Source organism: Pseudomonas brassicacearum, assembly GCF_009601685.2.
Taxonomy (GTDB): Bacteria; Pseudomonadota; Gammaproteobacteria; order Pseudomonadales; family Pseudomonadaceae; genus Aquipseudomonas; species Aquipseudomonas kilonensis_B.
This window is the reverse complement of record NZ_CP045701.2, coordinates 647,269-662,944: the sequence shown is the minus strand read 5'-3', so window position 1 is coordinate 662,944 and position 15,676 is coordinate 647,269. Positions and strand designations below refer to the sequence as shown.

The following is a 15,676-nucleotide window of genomic DNA, read 5'->3' as shown; positions in this document are numbered from 1 at the left end:
ACCAGGTCGGCTGTCAGGCCGCCTCGTCCTCAGTAACCGTTGGAACCATAGTCCGGGGTAAACGCAAACCCAACCACCCGCTCAACCCCCGTCTCCAACCGCCCATCCGGCAACAACCGCAACCACCGATACCCCGGCGCCTGCGAGCCCACCGCAAAATCCTCACTCCCCGGCTCAAACTGAATACAGGTCGAAGGCGAAGCCAACAAACGAACCCTCTCGCGCATCCGGTCAACCTCCTGATGCACATGCCCCCACAACACCGCCCGCACCTGAGGAAACCGATCCAGCACTGCAAACAACGCCTCCGGATTACGCAACCCAATCGGCTCCATCCACACACACCCAACCGACACCGGATGATGATGCAGGCACACCAGATGATGCCGCTCCGGCGCCTCACTCAAGGCATTGGCCAACAGAATCAACTGCTCCTCGGCCAAAAACCCCGGCACCGATCCGGGCACGGCAGAGTCGAGCATCGTCACGCGCCAGTTGCCAATGTCCACCACCGGATCGAGCAACGTGCTCTTGACCGCCGCCTCAAGCATCACCTGCGGCTCATCATGGTTACCCGGAATCCACCGCGCCGGCGCATCGATTCGCGCAGTCAACTGCCGAAACGCCGCGTAGGACTCCAGCGTACCGTCCTGGGACAGGTCCCCAGTGGCGAGCATCAGATCGATGTCCGGCTGCTGCTTGAGCACCAAATCAACGACCGCCCGCAAACTGTCACGGGTATTCATGCCCAGCAACGAGGCGTCGGCATCGGCGAACAAATGGCTGTCAGACAGTTGGACCAGCAACGCCGCATCGGCGCGGGTCAAGGTGGATACGCTCGGCAAATCGCTCTCTCCCAGGCGCACTCGCGCCATTGGATGAAGCCGCAATTATGCTGGGGAAGATCGAAAGGGGAAACCCGCGAAGCGGAACCGGTTCACAACCAGTGTCCAGTTTTTGAAAGACAACTACCGAACGACTTCGAACTCGTGGCCCAGCGCCAGGCAATGACTCAGCCATTCCCCCAAAAACAGGTTCAACTGGGCCTTTTCGTCCGGCTGGTGCATTGACGCATTGGGGTAAGGATAGATGCCGCGAAAGCGTCGTGCATGTTCGGCGCTGACGACTTCGGCCATCCGCGCATCGTGATAGACCTGCACCTCCAGCTGCGGCACCGGCAGCCAGGGCAGGCTGTGCTCCTGGCGCACTTGCAGCGTGGTGGTGTAGGGGCAGGTCTGCAGCACTTCCAGGGCCAGCACGCCCAGCATCTGGTCGCCGTGGGTCACGGCGATGCGCCGTGGCGCCGGATCGTTGCGCATGTCCGGCAACAAGCGCATCAGGCGGGCGTAGTTGGCCTCGCAGGCGGCCTGCAACCCCACCAGATCGACGCGATAGCGATCGCGCAGCTTGTTCAGGACCATAACCCCCTCACTTCCTCGCGGTTCAAGGCCAGCCATTGCAGGGCGATGATGCTCGGTGCATTGCAGATTTGTCCGTCGCGCACAGCTTGCAGGGCATCTTCGAAAGACCAGACCTTGACGCGGATATCTTCCGCCTCTTCCACCAGGCCATGCAGCCCGCCCGCCCCCGTGCTGTCGCAACGCCCCAGGTACAAATGGACGAATTCATCGCTGCCGCCCGGGGATGGAAAATACTTGGTCATCGGCCAGAGCGCAGCGAAGACAAGCCCAGCTTCCTCCTGCGCTTCACGATGAGCAACTTCTTCCGGTTGTTCGTCCTTGTCGATCAGGCCGGCCACCAATTCCACCAGCCAAGGGTTGGCGACCTTGCCCATGGCGCCGACGCGAAACTGCTCGATCAACACCACTTCATCGCGCTGAGGGTCGTAAGGCAACACGCACACCGCGTCATGGCGCACGAACAATTCACGGCTGATTTCGCGGCTCATGCCACCGGCAAACAATTCGTGGCGCAAGTGCACGCGGTCGAGTTTGTAGAAACCCTGGAAGCAGTTCTCGCGCTTGACGATCTCCACGGCGTTCGGTGCGGCGTTGGCGAAATCGGTCATGACAATCCTCGTGTGCAATGGATCAATACGAGGTTCCAACCTCGGCTTCGCGCCATCCTAACGCGCCCGTACCCTTTGATGCAGCCCCTTTCCACTCATCGGGATGGACGGCAGAAGGTGAAAGAACTCTAATGAGCTTAGTGGCGAACTGATTGTCCTGCTGGCAGTCGAAGCGGGTAACTTTTCGCCTTTCCCTGTTCCATGAAGGACGCCCATGTCGCTTTTCAAAACTGCCTCCGTGGCCGCCATTGCCCTGACCCTGGGCGCTTGCCAAAGCCTGTTCCAACCCAATTACCGCGCACCGCTGGAAACCACCCGCGATGCGTCGGAACAACTGCAACCAGGTTGCGCCAGTGCCGACTGCCCGCTGGTGAACATCGATACCCTGCACTTTCCCACCGAGCCTGCCCTGGACGGCATCGTCGAAAAACGCCTGCTGCAAATGACCCGTACCACCCCGGTGGCGCCGACGCTTGCCGCCTATCGCGAGCAGTTCCTGCGCAGTGCCGCCCCCCGCAACAGCAGCTATTTGCAGGCCAAGGTACGTGAGCAACATGACGGCCTGGTGATCATCGAATTGTCCAGCTACCTGGACACCGGCGGCGCCCACGGCACACCGGGTCGCGGCTTCATCAACTATTCGCGCCAGCAACACAAGGTGCTGACGCTGTCGGACATGCTGCTGCCGGGCCAGGAAGAAGCCTTCTGGAAAGCGGCCCAGGTCGCCCACAACAGTTGGCTGATCAGCACCAAGCTGGATCAGGAACCCGAATTCCTGAAACAGTGGTCCTTCCAGAAAACCCCACACGTGGCGCTGACCTATGGCGGGGTGATCCTCAAGTACGAAGTGAGCACCATTGCGCCGTACGCCCTGGGCCACATCGAATTGAAGATCGCTTACCCACGCCTCAATGGCATCCTCAAGCCCGAGCTGTTCCCTGGCCGTAGCTGAAAGCCCGGCCCAGCAACAGTTGCAGCAACCCTGCCAGGATCAGCGACGGCAGGGTTGCGCCGATGTCCGGATAGAAGTTGGCCAGCAAGTGATAAGTGCTCACCCCACCCAACCAGGCCAGCAGGGCCGGCCAGCGCAACGCGGCTGACAGCACCTGGCTGCTGCGTTTGCGCAGGATGAAGTGGTCCACCAGCACCACGCCGAACAGCGGCGCGAACACCGAGCCGATCAGCAACAGGAAGTTCTGGTATTGCGCCAACGGCGCGAAGCAGGCGATCAAGGTGCAGAGTACGCCGATCGCCAAGGCCAGATGCTCGACCTTCAGCCCCGACAACATGCCACTGGAGACCGCCGCCGAGTGAATGTCGGCGAAGGCGTTTTCCGACTCATCCAGCAGAATCAGCAGCAGCGGAATGCCCAACCCGGCGCCAGCCAAGGCCAGTAGCAACGCGTTGACTTCACCGCTCGGCGCGAACGCCAAGGTGTAGGCCACGCCCAGGCTCATCAGCCAGACGTTACCGATGAAGAATCCCACGGCAGTACCGCCGAAGACATTCTTGGCACGTTTGCCGAAGCGCGAGTAGTCGGCGATCAGCGGCAACCACGACAGCGGCATCGCAATGGCGATATCAAACCCCACCGCCAACGGCATCGAGCCGTCGCCCGCTTGGGCCCACAGCGCAACCAGGTCGGCCTTGGCGAACAGGTTCCAGGTCAGCCAGATGCACGCCGCCAGCAGCAGCCAGATGCCCCACTTGCGCAGGACCTTGCGCACGAACGTCAGCGGCCCGCTGACCGCGAGCAAAGTCGCCAGGGCGCCGAAGAACAGCGTCCACAGCAACGGATTCGCCCCCAGGCTGCCTTCGCTGAAGGCCCGGGCACCGAGCAGGCTGGCGGCATCACGCATGACGATGATTTCGAACGAGCCCCAACCGATCAGCTGCAGCAGGTTCAACACCGCCGGCACGCTCGCGCCCTTGGCGCCGAGGCTGAGCTTGAGGGCCGCCATGGCCGACAGGCCGGTGTCGCTGCCGATCACGCCGACGGCCGCCAGCAGCAGCACGCCCACCAGCGTGCCGAGGAAAATCGCCAGCAACGAGCCACTCAAGCCCAGGCCCGGCGCAAGCAAGGCGCCGACCTGCAAGACCATCAGGCCGATGCCCAGGGAAAACCACAGGGAAAACAGATCGCGGGCGCCGAAGACGCGTTTGTCCAGGGGCACGGCGGTGTCTGGGGAGTATGTGCTGGGTTGGATGTTCACAGAGATATCTCAGGGGAGATTATTGTTTTGGGTCGCTGATGTGGCGAGGGAGCAAGCTCCCTCGCCACGGGGTGAGCGCCGCTTAAACTTTCTTGTAAAGCTGACTACCTTCCTTCTTGAACCGCTCAGCCTGTTCCGCCAAGCCCTGGGCAACGTCCACGTCCACCGCTTCAATGCGTTGGTTGGCGGCGTATTCGCGCACTTCCTGGGTGATTTTCATCGAGCAGAATTTCGGCCCGCACATCGAGCAGAAATGCGCCACCTTGGCCGAGTCCTTCGGCAGGGTTTCGTCGTGGTACGAGCGGGCGGTGTCCGGGTCCAGGCCGAGGTTGAACTGGTCTTCCCAACGGAACTCGAAGCGCGCCTTGCTCAAGGCGTTGTCGCGGATCTGCGCGCCTGGGTGGCCCTTGGCAAGGTCGGCTGCGTGGGCGGCGATCTTGTAGGTGATGATCCCGGTCTTGACGTCATCCTTGTTCGGCAAGCCGAGGTGTTCCTTCGGCGTGACGTAGCAGAGCATGGCGCAACCGAACCAGCCGATCATCGCCGCACCGATACCGGAGGTGATGTGGTCGTAGCCCGGCGCAATGTCGGTAGTCAACGGGCCGAGGGTGTAGAACGGCGCCTCGTCGCAGCATTCGAGCTGCTTGTCCATGTTCTCTTTGATCAATTGCATCGGCACGTGGCCGGGGCCTTCGATCATGCATTGCACGTCGTGCTTCCAGGCGATCTTGGTCAGTTCGCCGAGGGTTTCCAGCTCACCGAACTGCGCTTCGTCGTTGGCATCGGCAATCGAGCCCGGACGCAGGCCATCGCCCAGCGAGAAGCTGACGTCGTAGGCCTTCATGATTTCGCAGATGTCTTCGAAGTGGGTGTAGAGGAAGTTCTCTTTGTGGTGCGCCAGGCACCACTTGGCCATGATCGAACCGCCACGGCTGACGATACCGGTGACGCGCTTGGCGGTCATCGGCACATAGCGCAGCAACACGCCGGCGTGGATGGTGAAGTAGTCGACGCCCTGCTCGGCCTGTTCGATCAGCGTGTCGCGGAACAGCTCCCAGGTCAGGTCTTCGGCCGCGCCGCCGACTTTTTCCAGGGCTTGGTAGATTGGCACAGTGCCGATCGGTACCGGCGAGTTGCGGATGATCCACTCGCGGGTTTCATGGATGTGCTTGCCGGTGGACAGGTCCATGACCGTGTCCGAACCCCAGCGGATGCCCCAGGTCAGCTTCGCCACCTCTTCTTCGATGGACGAACCCAGCGCACTGTTGCCGATGTTGCCGTTGATCTTCACCAGGAAGTTACGGCCGATGATCATCGGTTCCAGTTCGGTGTGGTTGATGTTGGCCGGGATGATCGCGCGACCACGGGCGATTTCGTCACGCACGAATTCGGGGGTGATGACTTTCGGCACGCTGGCGCCGAAGCTGTGGCCGGCGTGTTGCTGGTCAAGCAAGCCGGCGGCGCGGGCCACCTCCAGCTTCATGTTTTCACGGATGGCGACGTATTCCATCTCGGCGGTGATGATGCCTTTGCGCGCGTAGTGCATCTGGCTGACGTTGGCACCCGGCTTGGCGCGACGCGGGTTGTTCACGTGGGCAAAGCGCAGCTTGGTCAGCTCGGGGTCGGCCAGGCGTTCCTGGCCGAAGTTGGAGCTCAGGCCCGCCAGGCGCTCGGTGTCGCCACGGGCTTCGATCCACGGCGAGCGCACATTGGCCAGGCCTTTGCGCACGTCGATGGTCACGTTCGGGTCGGTGTAGGGGCCCGAGGTGTCGTACACCACGACCGGCGCGTTGATTTCGCCGCCGAAGTCGGTGGGGGTCACGTCAAGGCTGATTTCGCGCATGGGTACGCGGATATCCGGGCGGCTGCCCTGGACATAGATTTTTTGCGAGCGGGTAAAGGGCTGAACCGATTGCTCATCGACCTTGGCCGAATCACTGAGGTTGGTCGCGTTTTTTGATTTTGTCGTCATCACGGGCTCTCCAGACACACATCCAGGCAGTGGATTTTTGTCGGAGCGAACCTGTAACGAATGGACGCGTCCCTGCACGAAAGTGCGGACGCTGTGCTTGCTGCTCGAGCATGTTCGAAAATCGAAAGTCGATGGTCGAACAACATCCCGGACGAAGCACAAGAGGACTCGCCGGGTGACGAGAAATCTTGTTCCCTACGCAGGCGCTAACCTGATCAGGTTCAACGGGATCCGAAATTATTCGATCTCAGCCTCATAGCAAGGCACCCCGACAAGAACCCGGCCAGTCTAGACACAACTACGAGAGAACGCCATCGCCAGGGCAAAAGGCGTGATGAATGGCGCATATACAGGATTGTTGCCATGCGCGGGCGCAACTACACTCGCTACGCCGCGCCTCTTGTGCGCAATCATTTGAGAAGTAGGGATCACCTCATGCTGCGCAAACTCTCACTGGCCCTTGCGGTGTCTTGTGCGTCCAATGGAATGGCCTGGGCTGCCGAAGCGCCCCTGACCACCAAAACCGATCTGGTGAGCGTGTATCAGGAAGCGGTGGATAACAACGCCGACCTGGCCGCTGCCCGTGCCCAGTACGGCGCCCAGAAGGAAGTAGTGCCCCAGGCGCGTGCCGGGTTGTTGCCGAACCTCTCGGCCGGTGCCGACCTGAACAACACCCGTACCGAGCTCGACCAGCCGGCGATGACCGCCAACCGCAGCTCCACGGTTTACCAGGCCACGCTGTCCCAACCGATTTTCCGCGCCGATCGCTGGTTTCAGTTACAGGCTGCAAAGTCCGTCGACGAACAAGCATCGCTGCAACTGTCGGCCACCGAACAGAACATGATCCTGCAAAGCGCCGAGAGCTATTTCAATGTGCTGCGCAGCCAGGACAACCTGGCCTCGACCAAGGCCGAGGAAGCGGCGTTCAAGCGTCAGCTCGACCAGTCCAACGAGCGCTTTGACGTGGGCCTGTCGGACAAGACCGATGTGCTGCAATCCCAGGCCAGCTACGACACCGCCCGGGCCAACCGGATCCTCGCCCAGCGTCAGGTCGACGATGCCTTCGAAGCCTTGATCACCCTGACCAATCGCCAGTACAACTCGCTCCAGGGCATCGTCCACACCTTGCCGATCCTGCCGCCGGCGCCGAACGACGCCAAGGCCTGGGTTGATACGGCGGCCAAGCAGAACCTCAATTTACTGGCCAGCAACTACGCGGTGACTGCCGCCGAGGATACGCTGCGTCAGCGCAAGGCCGGCCATGCGCCCACCCTCGATGCGATAGCCCAGTACAAAAAAGGCGATAACGATGGCCTCGGTTTCACCAACCCGAGCCTTACCGGCCAGCGCTACGGCGGCGATGCCGAGCAACGCACCATTGGCCTGCAACTGAGTATCCCGCTCTACAGCGGCGGGCTGACCAGTTCCCAGGTGCGCGAGTCCTACTCGCAACTCACCCAGACCGAACAGCAACGCGAAGCCCTGCGCCGGCAGGTGGTGGAAAACACCCGAAACCTGCACCGTGCAGTGAACACCGACGTGGAGCAGGTCCAGGCCCGGCGCCAGTCGATCATCTCCAACCAGAGCGCGGTGGAAGCCACGGAAATCGGCTACCAGGTGGGCACCCGCAACATCGTCGACGTGCTCGATGCCCAGCGCCAGCTGTACACCTCGGTGCGCAACTACAACAACGCCCGCTACGACTACATCCTCGACAACCTGCGCCTAAAGCAGGCGGCCGGGACGTTGAGCCCGGCGGACTTGCAGGACCTGTCGCGCTACCTCAAGCCCGACTACAACCCGGACCAGGACTTCCTGCCGCCGGACCTGGCCCAGGCGGCAGCGGCGCAATTGCGCTCGCGGCCGGCGCAGTAGGAGCTGTGTGGAGCTGTGTAGGAGCTGTGTAGGAGCTGTCGAGTGCAACGAGGCTGCGATCTTTTCCCAGACACTTGAATCCCAAGCAAAAAATCAAAGGATCAAAAGATCAAAAGATCGCAGCCTTCGGCAGCTCCTACGCGCCAGGCCAGCGATTAGCGTCCGGCGAGCAACCGCCCCAACCCGTCCAGCAAGCGCTGCAACGCACCTTGGTTGCGGCGCATCACCGCAAGCCCCGCCTCGGCCATACGCTGGGCATCGCGGGGCAGTTCGAACAGGCGCTGGACCGCCAGGGCCAGGCCTTGGGCATCGTCCACTTCCGCCAATGCACCGGCAGCGCGCAGTTGCGCGGCGATTTCAAGAAAGTTGAACAGGTGCGGCCCGCTGAGCACCGGTTTCGCCAGCGCCGCCGGCTCGAGCAGGTTGTGCCCGCCGTTGGGCACCAGGCTGCCACCGACAAACGCGCTGTCGGCCAACGCGTAGAGAAACAGCAATTCACCCATGGTGTCACCGAGCAACACCGAAGCCTGTGCGGTCACGGGCTGCCCGCTGGAGCGCCGCACCGTGGCCAACCCTTCGCTTTCACACAGTAGGTGCACTGCGTCGAAGCGCTCGGGATGACGCGGCACCAGGATCAGCAACGCATCGGGATAACTGTCGAGCAGCCGACGGTGGGCGGCCAGCACCACTTCGTCCTCACCCTCATGGGTACTGGCGGCGATCCATACCGGGCGCTCGGTTGCCTGCCACTGGCGGCGCAAGGCGCTGGCGTCTTCGAGCAGTTGCGGGTCGATGGTCAGGTCGAACTTGATCGAACCGGTGACCTCAACGGTTTCCGCCCGCGCGCCCAACTGACGAAAACGCTCGGCTTCGGCTTCGGTCTGCACGGCGAACAGACTCATCTCGGCGAGCATCGGCCGGGTGAGTCTGGGAAAGCGTGCATAACCCCGCGCCGAACGCTCCGATAGCCGCGCGTTGGCCAGGGCCACGGGAATGCCGCGCTTGGCGCATTGGTGAATGTGGTTGGGCCACAGCTCGGTTTCCATGATCACCGCCAGGGACGGCCGGACCCGGTCGAGAAAACGCTTGGCGGCGCAAGGCAAGTCGTAAGGCAAATAGCAATGCTGGATGCGCGGTTCGTGGGCGAACAACGCCCGGATCCGCTCCGAACCGGTGGGCGTCATGCACGTGACGGTAATCGGCAGCTGTGGATAACGTTGCAGCAGGGCGCGGACCATCGGCGCGGCGGCAATGCTCTCGCCCACCGACACCGCGTGGACCCAGATGCCCCCCGGCACCATGACCGGCAGCCCCCAGGAGAACCGCTCGCCAATACGCCGGGCATAAGCCGGTGCCTTGCGGGCCCGTAACCACAGCCGAATCGCTACCAGTGGCAGCCCCAGGTAAAACAACGCGCTATAGAGAGTTCTGTTCATGGCGGCGGAGTTTATCGGTTTTTCAGCCGATCGCCTGCAACTGCACGGCAAAACGTTCCGCCAGCCAACGGGCGGCCGGGCCCAGGGGTTCATCGCGGCGCCAGACCAGTTCCACCACCAGGGCCGGCGGAGTCCATTCGCTGCTGAGTTCGACCATGTCGCCCAGGTACGCCGGGTATTGCACCACATGCCGAGGCAGCCAGGCCCAGCCCAGGCCACTCCTCAGCCACTCGGCCAACACATAGAAACTGTCGGCCCGCCAGACCTGCGGGCTGGCCTGCTCACTGCCGGGGTAGACGCTGGACTGGGTCGCCATCAACAACTGGCGGTGCCGGGCCATTTCCCGGCAGGTCACATAACCATGGTTCGCCAGCGGATGGCCCCTGCCGCATACCGTGACCATCTCTACGCTGCCCAGCACCCGACGCTCCAGCGCCTCGGGGATCTGGTCGTGATAGAACAGCAAGCCGAGGTCGGCACGCCGCTCCACCAGTTTGCGCGCCACATCGCCTTGGGCGGCGCTGGCCAGTTGCACTTCAAGGGTGGGGAATCGTTCGGCCAAAGCCGCCAGGCTGTCGATGACCGGCTGATAGGGCATGGCTTCGTCCTGGGCCAGACGCAGCGACGCCTCCTGCCCGCGCATCAGGGCCAGCGCCCGGCCATTGAGGCGCTCGCACTGGCGCAGCACTTCCCGGGCCTCTTCGAGCAGGGCTTCGCCAGCGTCGGTGAGCCGGGGCTGACGGCCGCTGCTGCGCTCGAACAGGCTCACGCCCAAATCCGCCTCCAGCGAGGCAATCGCGCTGCTGATGGCCGATTGGGCCTTGCGCTGGTCCCGCGCCACGGCCGAAAACGAACGTTTCTCGGCGACCCCGACAAACAGCTGCAATTGCTCCAGGTTCCACTGAACATTCATGGTTCGACCTATCTCTTTATCAGATAGGTAATGACTTTACCGCATCTGAGCGATCTCTAGAATGGCCCCATCGAAAGACGCCACCGTCGAAGAGGAACCGCCTATGAACGCCTACTACTACTTGGCCATCGCCATCTGCGCCGAAGTGATCGCCACCGTTTCGATGAAAGCGATCAAAGGCTTGAGCACCCCTCTGCCTTTGCTGCTGGTCATCGTCGGCTACGGCACCGCGTTCTGGATGCTGACGCTGGTGGTGCGCACCGTACCGGTGGGCGTGGCCTATGCGGTCTGGGCCGGGCTGGGGATCGTCATGGTCAGCGTGGCGGCGTTGTTCATCTATGGGCAGAAACTGGACGTGCCGGCGATGCTGGGGATGGCGTTGATTGTGTTGGGGGTGGTGGTGATCCAGCTGTTTTCCAAGACTGCGGGGCACTGAAACACACCGATATTCCAAGATTGGAAACACATTTGTGGCGAGGGGATTTATCCCCGCTGGGGTGCGAAGCGCCCCCCAATTCAAACGGCCTGACGCAAAGTGCCGTCAGGTTTTGGGCCTGCTGCGCAGCCCAGCGGGGATAAATCCCCTCGCCACAGGTGCGACAGCAAAGGTAGCCAAACCCGACCCATCGAGTCTGTATACTGCGCCCTCGTCTTGAACACTGAGGTCGCTCATGCCATCCGTTATTTCCACCGACATTCTGATTGTCGGCGCAGGCGTCGCCGGTCTCTGGCTGAATGCACGCCTGCGTCGCAAGGGTTTTTCGACCGTGCTGGTGGAAAGCGCCAGCCTCGGCGGCGGGCAGAGTGTCAAATCCCAGGGCATCATCCATGGCGGCGCCAAGTACGCGCTGCACGGCGCCCTGACCGGCGCCTCGGAAGCCATCGCCGACATGCCGCGCCGCTGGCGCGAAGCCCTGAAAGGTGAAGGCGAGCTGGACCTGTCCGGCGTGCGCATGCTGTCCGATGCCCATTACCTCTGGTCCCCCGGCACCCTGGCCGGCAACCTCACCAGTTTCTTTGCCAGCAAGGCCGTGCGCGGGCGGGTCGACCAGGTCAAGGGCGACCAATTGCCGCCGGCCCTGCAAGACAAGCGCTTCAAGGGCAAGGTCTATCGCCTGGCCGAGCTGGTGGTGGACGTGCCCAGCGTGATCGCGCGCCTGGCGGAACTGGCCGGCGACAGCTTGCTGGCCGGGCAGCACATCGAACCGCTGCGCGAAGGTGGCGAGCTGATCGGACTCAAGGTCGATGGCCGCGAGATTCGCGCCCAACGCATTGTCCTCAGCGCCGGAGGCGGCACCGCCGACCTGCTCAGCGCCTTGGGCCTGGACCAGCCGGCCATGCAGCGCCGGCCACTGCACATGGTCCTGGTCAAGGGCCCCAGCCTCAAGCCGCTCTACGCCCATTGCCTGGGCGGCGGACCGAAGCCGCGCGTCACCGTGACCACTCATCCGGCGGCCGATGGCCAATGGGTCTGGTACGTGGGGGGCGATCTGGCCGAAGGCGATGGCGTGACCCGCGAGCCTGCCGCGCAAATCGCCGCCGCCCAGAAAGAACTCGGCCAATTGTTGCCTTGGGTTGACCTGAGCACCGCGCAATGGGCCACGCTGCGGGTGGATCGCGCCGAACCGTTGCAGTCGGGCCTGACCCGCCCGGACAACGCCTTCCTCGCCGAGCAGGATCGCCTGCTGGTGGGCTGGCCGACCAAACTGGCGCTGGCCCCGGACTTCGCCGATCGGGTGGTCAATGCCCTGCAACGCGATGGCATCCAGCCAAGCCACCCAGCTCCACTGCCAGACCTGCCGAAGCCGCCGATGGGCGTCCCTGCCTGGGAGCAACTGCTGCCATGAGCCAACCGACCCTGCATGACCTCTATCGCCCCCTGGGCCATGACGGCCCGCGGGTTTCTCCCCTGGGCCTGGGCACCGTCAAGCTCGGTCGCGACCTGGGCGTCAAATACCCCAACGGCTTTCGGATCCCCGATGACGACGAAGCGCGCATGTTGCTCAAACTGGCGCGCGACCTGGGCATCAACCTGATCGACACCGCGCCGGCCTATGGCCGCAGTGAAGAGCGCCTCGGCCCGCTGCTGCGCGGCCAACGCCAGGACTGGGTGATTGTCAGCAAGGTCGGCGAAGAATTCAGCGACGGTCAGTCGCGCCACGACTTCAGTGCCGCCCACACCCGATTCTCGGTGGAACGCAGCCTCAAGCGCTTGGAAACCGACTATATCGACCTGGTCCTGGTACATTCCGATGGCAACGACCTGGCGATCCTCAACGACAGCGAGGTCTACCCAACCCTGGCGGCGCTCAAGCGCGAGGGCAAGATCGGCGGCTTCGGTTTTTCCGGCAAGACCGTCGAGGGTGGCTTGAAAGCCTTGGAGCAAGGCGATTGTGCGATGGTCACCTACAATCTGAACGAACGAAACGAAAAGGCCGTCATTGACTACGCCAGCGAACACGGCAAAGCGATCCTGGTGAAGAAGGCCCTGGCCAGCGGTCACGTCTGCCTGAGCCCCGGGGTAGACCCGGTTCGCGCCAGCTTTGAACTGTTGTTTGAGCATCCTGGGGTCGCCAGTGCTATTGTCGGCACCATCAATCCGCTGCACCTCGCCCATAACGTCGCGACCGTAGCCAAGGTCCTGCGTAAAAACTGACGCCGCCCTACGCGGCCTTAAGGAAGGAGCCGACATGCCGCGTACGCTCATCAGAAAGAACCCGAGCAACTTCAAGACCCTGCCCCTGCTCGTCGAAGCGACACCCGAAGGCCTGAGTTACCAGAGTGTCGGGATGCCGCTGAATTTCGCCCAGACCCTGCAGCGCCGCAAGCCTGTAGCCGTGGCCGATGCCGAGCGTTTTTCCCTGGAGTTGGCAAACCTGGGCGTTTCCGTGCGCCTGACCCTGCATTGGCAGAACCGCGACTATTGGGTACTGGTGCGCCAGCGCCGGCAGGATCGCGGCGACGTGGTACTCAAGCTGATTTCCGGTTACGTCCCGGCCCACGAGCTCAACCTGCCACTGCTCACCGCCATCAGCGAAATTGCCGAGGAATGCCTGCTGGAAACCCCGGAAGGCTGGCTGGGCGGGCGCTTCAACGACACCTGGCTGCCGGCCCCCTACGCCACGGCCCTGCATTACCGCGAAGCCTTGCCGTTTCGACTGACGCCACTCTCGGGCTCGGCACGCCCAGTGCGCAGCGCCAACCTGCAACTGATCGAACGACCACGGGCCTACGTGCATCTGCCGACGGCATCGTTGCAACTGATCTATGACTTGCGCCTGGATGTGCCCAAGGAAGCCAAGTCCCTGAGCCTGTTTCACGTCGATGAGCGCCTGGAAGGCGACCAGTTGGTCGCGCGCCTGGACCGCAAGCGACCCGACCTGTACCTGATGCCGCTGCAGGATGGACAACCCTTGCCCGAGCTGTACACCCTGAAAAAGGATCAGTTGTATCCGGCCAGCACCCGGGGGCTCTACCTGGCGGAGAGTTTCGCCCGGCAGGACGGATGGCTGGTACGCGACGAGCGGATTCGCTGGAAGGACTGGCTGCGCCAGCAAGGGCTGACACCACCAGGCAAGGAGTCAGGCCTGACCCGACTCAAGGGCAAGGCCCGGCAATTGCTCAAGAAGATCGTGCCGCGCAAGGCGGCTCGCTAATCTACCCCTGTGGGAGCAAGCTTGCTCGCGATAGCGGTGTGTCAACCAGATCGAGTCTGACTGATCCAACGCCATCGCGAGCAAGCTCGCTCCCACAGGCTCTGCGCCTTGCCTGATACATTGCTCAGTGATTGCGGATCTTTTCCACAATCGCCGTCGTCGAGCTGTTTTCCACCAGCCCCAACACCTTCACGGTGCCACCGTAGGCCGCGACGATATCAGCGCCAACGACCTGATCGATCCCGTAGTCGCCCCCCTTGACCAGTACATCCGGCTTGACCTGGCGCAGCAGGTTTTCCGGCGTACCTTCGCTAAAGCTGATCACCCAGTCCACCGCGCCCAGGCCGGCCAAGACTGCCATGCGCCGGTCGACGCTGTTGATCGGGCGCCCCGGCCCTTTGAGACGGCTTACGGAGGCGTCGTCGTTGACCGCGACGATCAGGCGATCGCCTTGGGCCCTGGCCTGCTCGAGGTAGGTCACATGGCCGGCATGCAAGATGTCGAAGCAACCGTTGGTGAAGACGATTCTTTCATTGTGGGCACGGGCGTCGTCAACAGCCAGCAGCAGCTGCTCCAGGCCTAGTACACCTCGCTCGGAGCCTTCCTCACGCTGGATGGCGCGGCGCAGCTCGGGAGCGCTAATGGCGGCCGTGCCGAGCTTGCCGACGACAATGCCCGCCGCCAGGTTCGCCAGGGCGACCGCATGGGGCAGCTCCTCGCCCGCAGCGATTGCGGCGGCCAGGGTGGAAATCACGGTGTCGCCAGCCCCCGTTACATCGAACACCTCACGGGCACGGGCCGGCAGGTGCAGCGCAGGGTGATCGGGGCGCAGCAGGGTCATGCCATGCTCGCCTCGGGTCACCAGCAAGGCGCCGAGCTCGAGGTCCTGCATCAACTGCGCACCTTTGCTAACCAAATCGTGTTCATCGACGCAACCGCCGACGATGGTTTCGAACTCGCTGAGGTTCGGCGTGATCAGGCTCGCACCACGGTAGATGGAAAAATCCTTGCCCTTGGGGTCGGCCACTACCGGAATGCCACGGGCACGGGCCGCCTGGATCAACACCTGATGGTTTTTCAACGCACCTTTGCCGTAGTCCGACAACACCAGGACCTTGATGCCTTCGAGCAGGCGATCAACCTCGGCACCGAGGGCCAGGGGATCAGTGGCGAAAGGCTCTTCGAAGTCGATGCGCAGCAGTTGCTGGTGACGACTCATGACCCGCAGCTTGACGATGGTCGGCTGGTGCGCAATGCGCTGGAATATTGCCCGCACCCCTGCGCCCTTGAGGCTATTGGTCAGGCTGTCGGCGGCTTCGTCGTCGCCGGTCACGCCCACCAGGGAAGCCGGAGCGCCGAGAGCGGCGATGTTCAGGGCAACGTTGGCAGCACCACCGGGGCGATCCTCGATGTGCTCGACCTTGACCACCGGTACCGGCGCCTCAGGGGAAATCCGCGAGGTACCGCCATGCCAATAGCGGTCGAGCATGACATCGCCGACCACCAATACAGGGGCTTGATCGAATCGCGGCATGGACAACTTCATGGAGCATCCCACATACAAAATGAACAGGGCCGCGAT

At 62.8% G+C, this 15,676-nt stretch carries 14 protein-coding genes and 1 riboswitch; of the genes, 6 read left to right on the top strand and 8 right to left on the bottom strand.

All coding sequences use genetic code 11. The annotated features are described in order from the left end of the window. Positions 1 to 29: 29 nt before the first annotated feature. The 3 genes from cpdA to GFU70_RS02830 form a co-directional block, all read right to left on the bottom strand. The gene (cpdA, locus tag GFU70_RS02840) at positions 30 to 845 is read right to left on the bottom strand and encodes a 3',5'-cyclic-AMP phosphodiesterase (RefSeq protein ID WP_058546577.1); all 816 of its coding nucleotides are present in this window, start codon (positions 843 to 845) and stop codon (positions 30 to 32) included. 123 nt (positions 846 to 968) lie between these two features. Next, on the bottom strand, positions 969 to 1,421 hold the full coding sequence (locus GFU70_RS02835) for a DUF1249 domain-containing protein (RefSeq protein WP_003186471.1): 453 nt from the start codon (positions 1,419 to 1,421) through the stop codon (positions 969 to 971). Next, complete coding sequence (locus GFU70_RS02830; protein WP_058546503.1) at positions 1,412 to 2,029, bottom strand: NUDIX domain-containing protein; 618 nt, start codon at positions 2,027 to 2,029, stop codon at positions 1,412 to 1,414. Before GFU70_RS02830 ends, GFU70_RS02835 begins: the two co-directional genes overlap by 10 nt. A 214-nt stretch (positions 2,030 to 2,243) precedes the next feature. Here GFU70_RS02830 and GFU70_RS02825 point away from each other — a divergent pair, with 214 nt between their 5' ends. Beyond that, entirely contained in the window at positions 2,244 to 2,981 is a 738-nt protein-coding gene (locus GFU70_RS02825) for a DUF3298 domain-containing protein (RefSeq protein WP_058546502.1), read from the top strand. Here the strand turns inward: GFU70_RS02825 and cytX are convergent. Together cytX and thiC are read right to left on the bottom strand one after the other, a co-directional pair. Further along, the gene (cytX, locus tag GFU70_RS02820; RefSeq protein ID WP_064107013.1) at positions 2,950 to 4,242 is read right to left on the bottom strand and encodes a putative hydroxymethylpyrimidine transporter CytX; all 1,293 of its coding nucleotides are present in this window, start codon (positions 4,240 to 4,242) and stop codon (positions 2,950 to 2,952) included. The genes GFU70_RS02825 and cytX overlap by 32 nt on opposite strands. An 82-nt stretch (positions 4,243 to 4,324) precedes the next feature. Beyond that, a complete protein-coding gene (gene thiC / locus GFU70_RS02815) occupies positions 4,325 to 6,214 on the bottom strand; it encodes a phosphomethylpyrimidine synthase ThiC (RefSeq protein ID WP_116643295.1) in 1,890 nt (629 codons plus the stop codon). Positions 6,215 to 6,389: 175 nt separating this feature from the next. Continuing rightward, a riboswitch (TPP riboswitch) is annotated at positions 6,390 to 6,495 on the bottom strand. Positions 6,496 to 6,649: 154 nt separating this feature from the next. On the opposite strand from thiC, the gene GFU70_RS02810 reads away from it, so the two are divergent. Beyond that, on the top strand, positions 6,650 to 8,089 hold the full coding sequence (locus GFU70_RS02810; RefSeq protein WP_058543054.1) for a TolC family outer membrane protein: 1,440 nt from the start codon (positions 6,650 to 6,652) through the stop codon (positions 8,087 to 8,089). A gap of 155 nt (positions 8,090 to 8,244) precedes the next feature. On the opposite strand, the gene waaA is transcribed toward GFU70_RS02810, so the two are convergent. After that, positions 8,245 to 9,525, bottom strand: a complete 1,281-nt coding sequence (waaA, locus tag GFU70_RS02805) for a lipid IV(A) 3-deoxy-D-manno-octulosonic acid transferase (protein WP_153387572.1) — start codon at positions 9,523 to 9,525, stop codon at positions 8,245 to 8,247. A gap of 22 nt (positions 9,526 to 9,547) precedes the next feature. Continuing rightward, positions 9,548 to 10,438 carry a LysR family transcriptional regulator gene (locus GFU70_RS02800; RefSeq protein ID WP_153387571.1) on the bottom strand — a complete coding sequence of 297 codons (891 nt, stop codon included), beginning with the start codon at positions 10,436 to 10,438 and terminating at the stop codon, positions 9,548 to 9,550. A 103-nt stretch (positions 10,439 to 10,541) separates the two neighbouring features. On the opposite strand from GFU70_RS02800, the gene GFU70_RS02795 reads away from it, so the two are divergent. The 4 genes from GFU70_RS02795 (at position 10,542) to GFU70_RS02780 (ending at position 14,094) form a co-directional block, all read left to right on the top strand. Continuing rightward, positions 10,542 to 10,874: a DMT family transporter gene (locus GFU70_RS02795; RefSeq protein WP_003197153.1), complete on the top strand. Its 333-nt coding sequence runs from the start codon at positions 10,542 to 10,544 to the stop codon at positions 10,872 to 10,874. Positions 10,875 to 11,109: 235 nt separating this feature from the next. Beyond that, positions 11,110 to 12,285 (top strand): NAD(P)/FAD-dependent oxidoreductase, encoded by a 1,176-nt coding sequence (locus tag GFU70_RS02790; protein ID WP_153387570.1) that lies wholly within the window; start codon positions 11,110 to 11,112, stop codon positions 12,283 to 12,285. Beyond that, the gene (locus GFU70_RS02785) at positions 12,282 to 13,094 is read left to right on the top strand and encodes an aldo/keto reductase (protein WP_153387569.1); all 813 of its coding nucleotides are present in this window, start codon (positions 12,282 to 12,284) and stop codon (positions 13,092 to 13,094) included. The genes GFU70_RS02790 and GFU70_RS02785 overlap by 4 nt, the downstream gene beginning before the upstream one ends. A gap of 34 nt (positions 13,095 to 13,128) precedes the next feature. After that, positions 13,129 to 14,094, top strand: a complete 966-nt coding sequence (locus GFU70_RS02780; protein WP_116643298.1) for a metal ABC transporter ATPase — start codon at positions 13,129 to 13,131, stop codon at positions 14,092 to 14,094. Positions 14,095 to 14,218: 124 nt separating this feature from the next. On the opposite strand, the gene hldE is transcribed toward GFU70_RS02780, so the two are convergent. Then, positions 14,219 to 15,640 (bottom strand): bifunctional D-glycero-beta-D-manno-heptose-7-phosphate kinase/D-glycero-beta-D-manno-heptose 1-phosphate adenylyltransferase HldE, encoded by a 1,422-nt coding sequence (hldE, locus tag GFU70_RS02775; protein WP_153387568.1) that lies wholly within the window; start codon positions 15,638 to 15,640, stop codon positions 14,219 to 14,221. Positions 15,641 to 15,676: the final 36 nt, after the last annotated feature.

What these genes read in the sequence shown, in the direction of transcription:
- GFU70_RS02785 (WP_153387569.1), top strand. Translation starts at nt 12,282, where the DNA reads ATGAGCCAACCGACCCTGCATGACCTCTATCGCCCCCTGGGCCATGAC.
- GFU70_RS02790 (WP_153387570.1), top strand. Translation starts at nt 11,110, where the DNA reads ATGCCATCCGTTATTTCCACCGACATTCTGATTGTCGGCGCAGGCGTC.
- GFU70_RS02780 (WP_116643298.1), top strand. Translation starts at nt 13,129, where the DNA reads ATGCCGCGTACGCTCATCAGAAAGAACCCGAGCAACTTCAAGACCCTG.
- hldE (WP_153387568.1), bottom strand. Translation starts at nt 15,640, where the DNA reads ATGAAGTTGTCCATGCCGCGATTCGATCAAGCCCCTGTATTGGTGGTC.
- thiC (WP_116643295.1), bottom strand. Translation starts at nt 6,214, where the DNA reads ATGACGACAAAATCAAAAAACGCGACCAACCTCAGTGATTCGGCCAAG.
- waaA (WP_153387572.1), bottom strand. Translation starts at nt 9,525, where the DNA reads ATGAACAGAACTCTCTATAGCGCGTTGTTTTACCTGGGGCTGCCACTG.
- GFU70_RS02810 (WP_058543054.1), top strand. Translation starts at nt 6,650, where the DNA reads ATGCTGCGCAAACTCTCACTGGCCCTTGCGGTGTCTTGTGCGTCCAAT.
- GFU70_RS02830 (WP_058546503.1), bottom strand. Translation starts at nt 2,029, where the DNA reads ATGACCGATTTCGCCAACGCCGCACCGAACGCCGTGGAGATCGTCAAG.
- GFU70_RS02835 (WP_003186471.1), bottom strand. Translation starts at nt 1,421, where the DNA reads ATGGTCCTGAACAAGCTGCGCGATCGCTATCGCGTCGATCTGGTGGGG.
- GFU70_RS02800 (WP_153387571.1), bottom strand. Translation starts at nt 10,438, where the DNA reads ATGAATGTTCAGTGGAACCTGGAGCAATTGCAGCTGTTTGTCGGGGTC.
- GFU70_RS02825 (WP_058546502.1), top strand. Translation starts at nt 2,244, where the DNA reads ATGTCGCTTTTCAAAACTGCCTCCGTGGCCGCCATTGCCCTGACCCTG.
- GFU70_RS02795 (WP_003197153.1), top strand. Translation starts at nt 10,542, where the DNA reads ATGAACGCCTACTACTACTTGGCCATCGCCATCTGCGCCGAAGTGATC.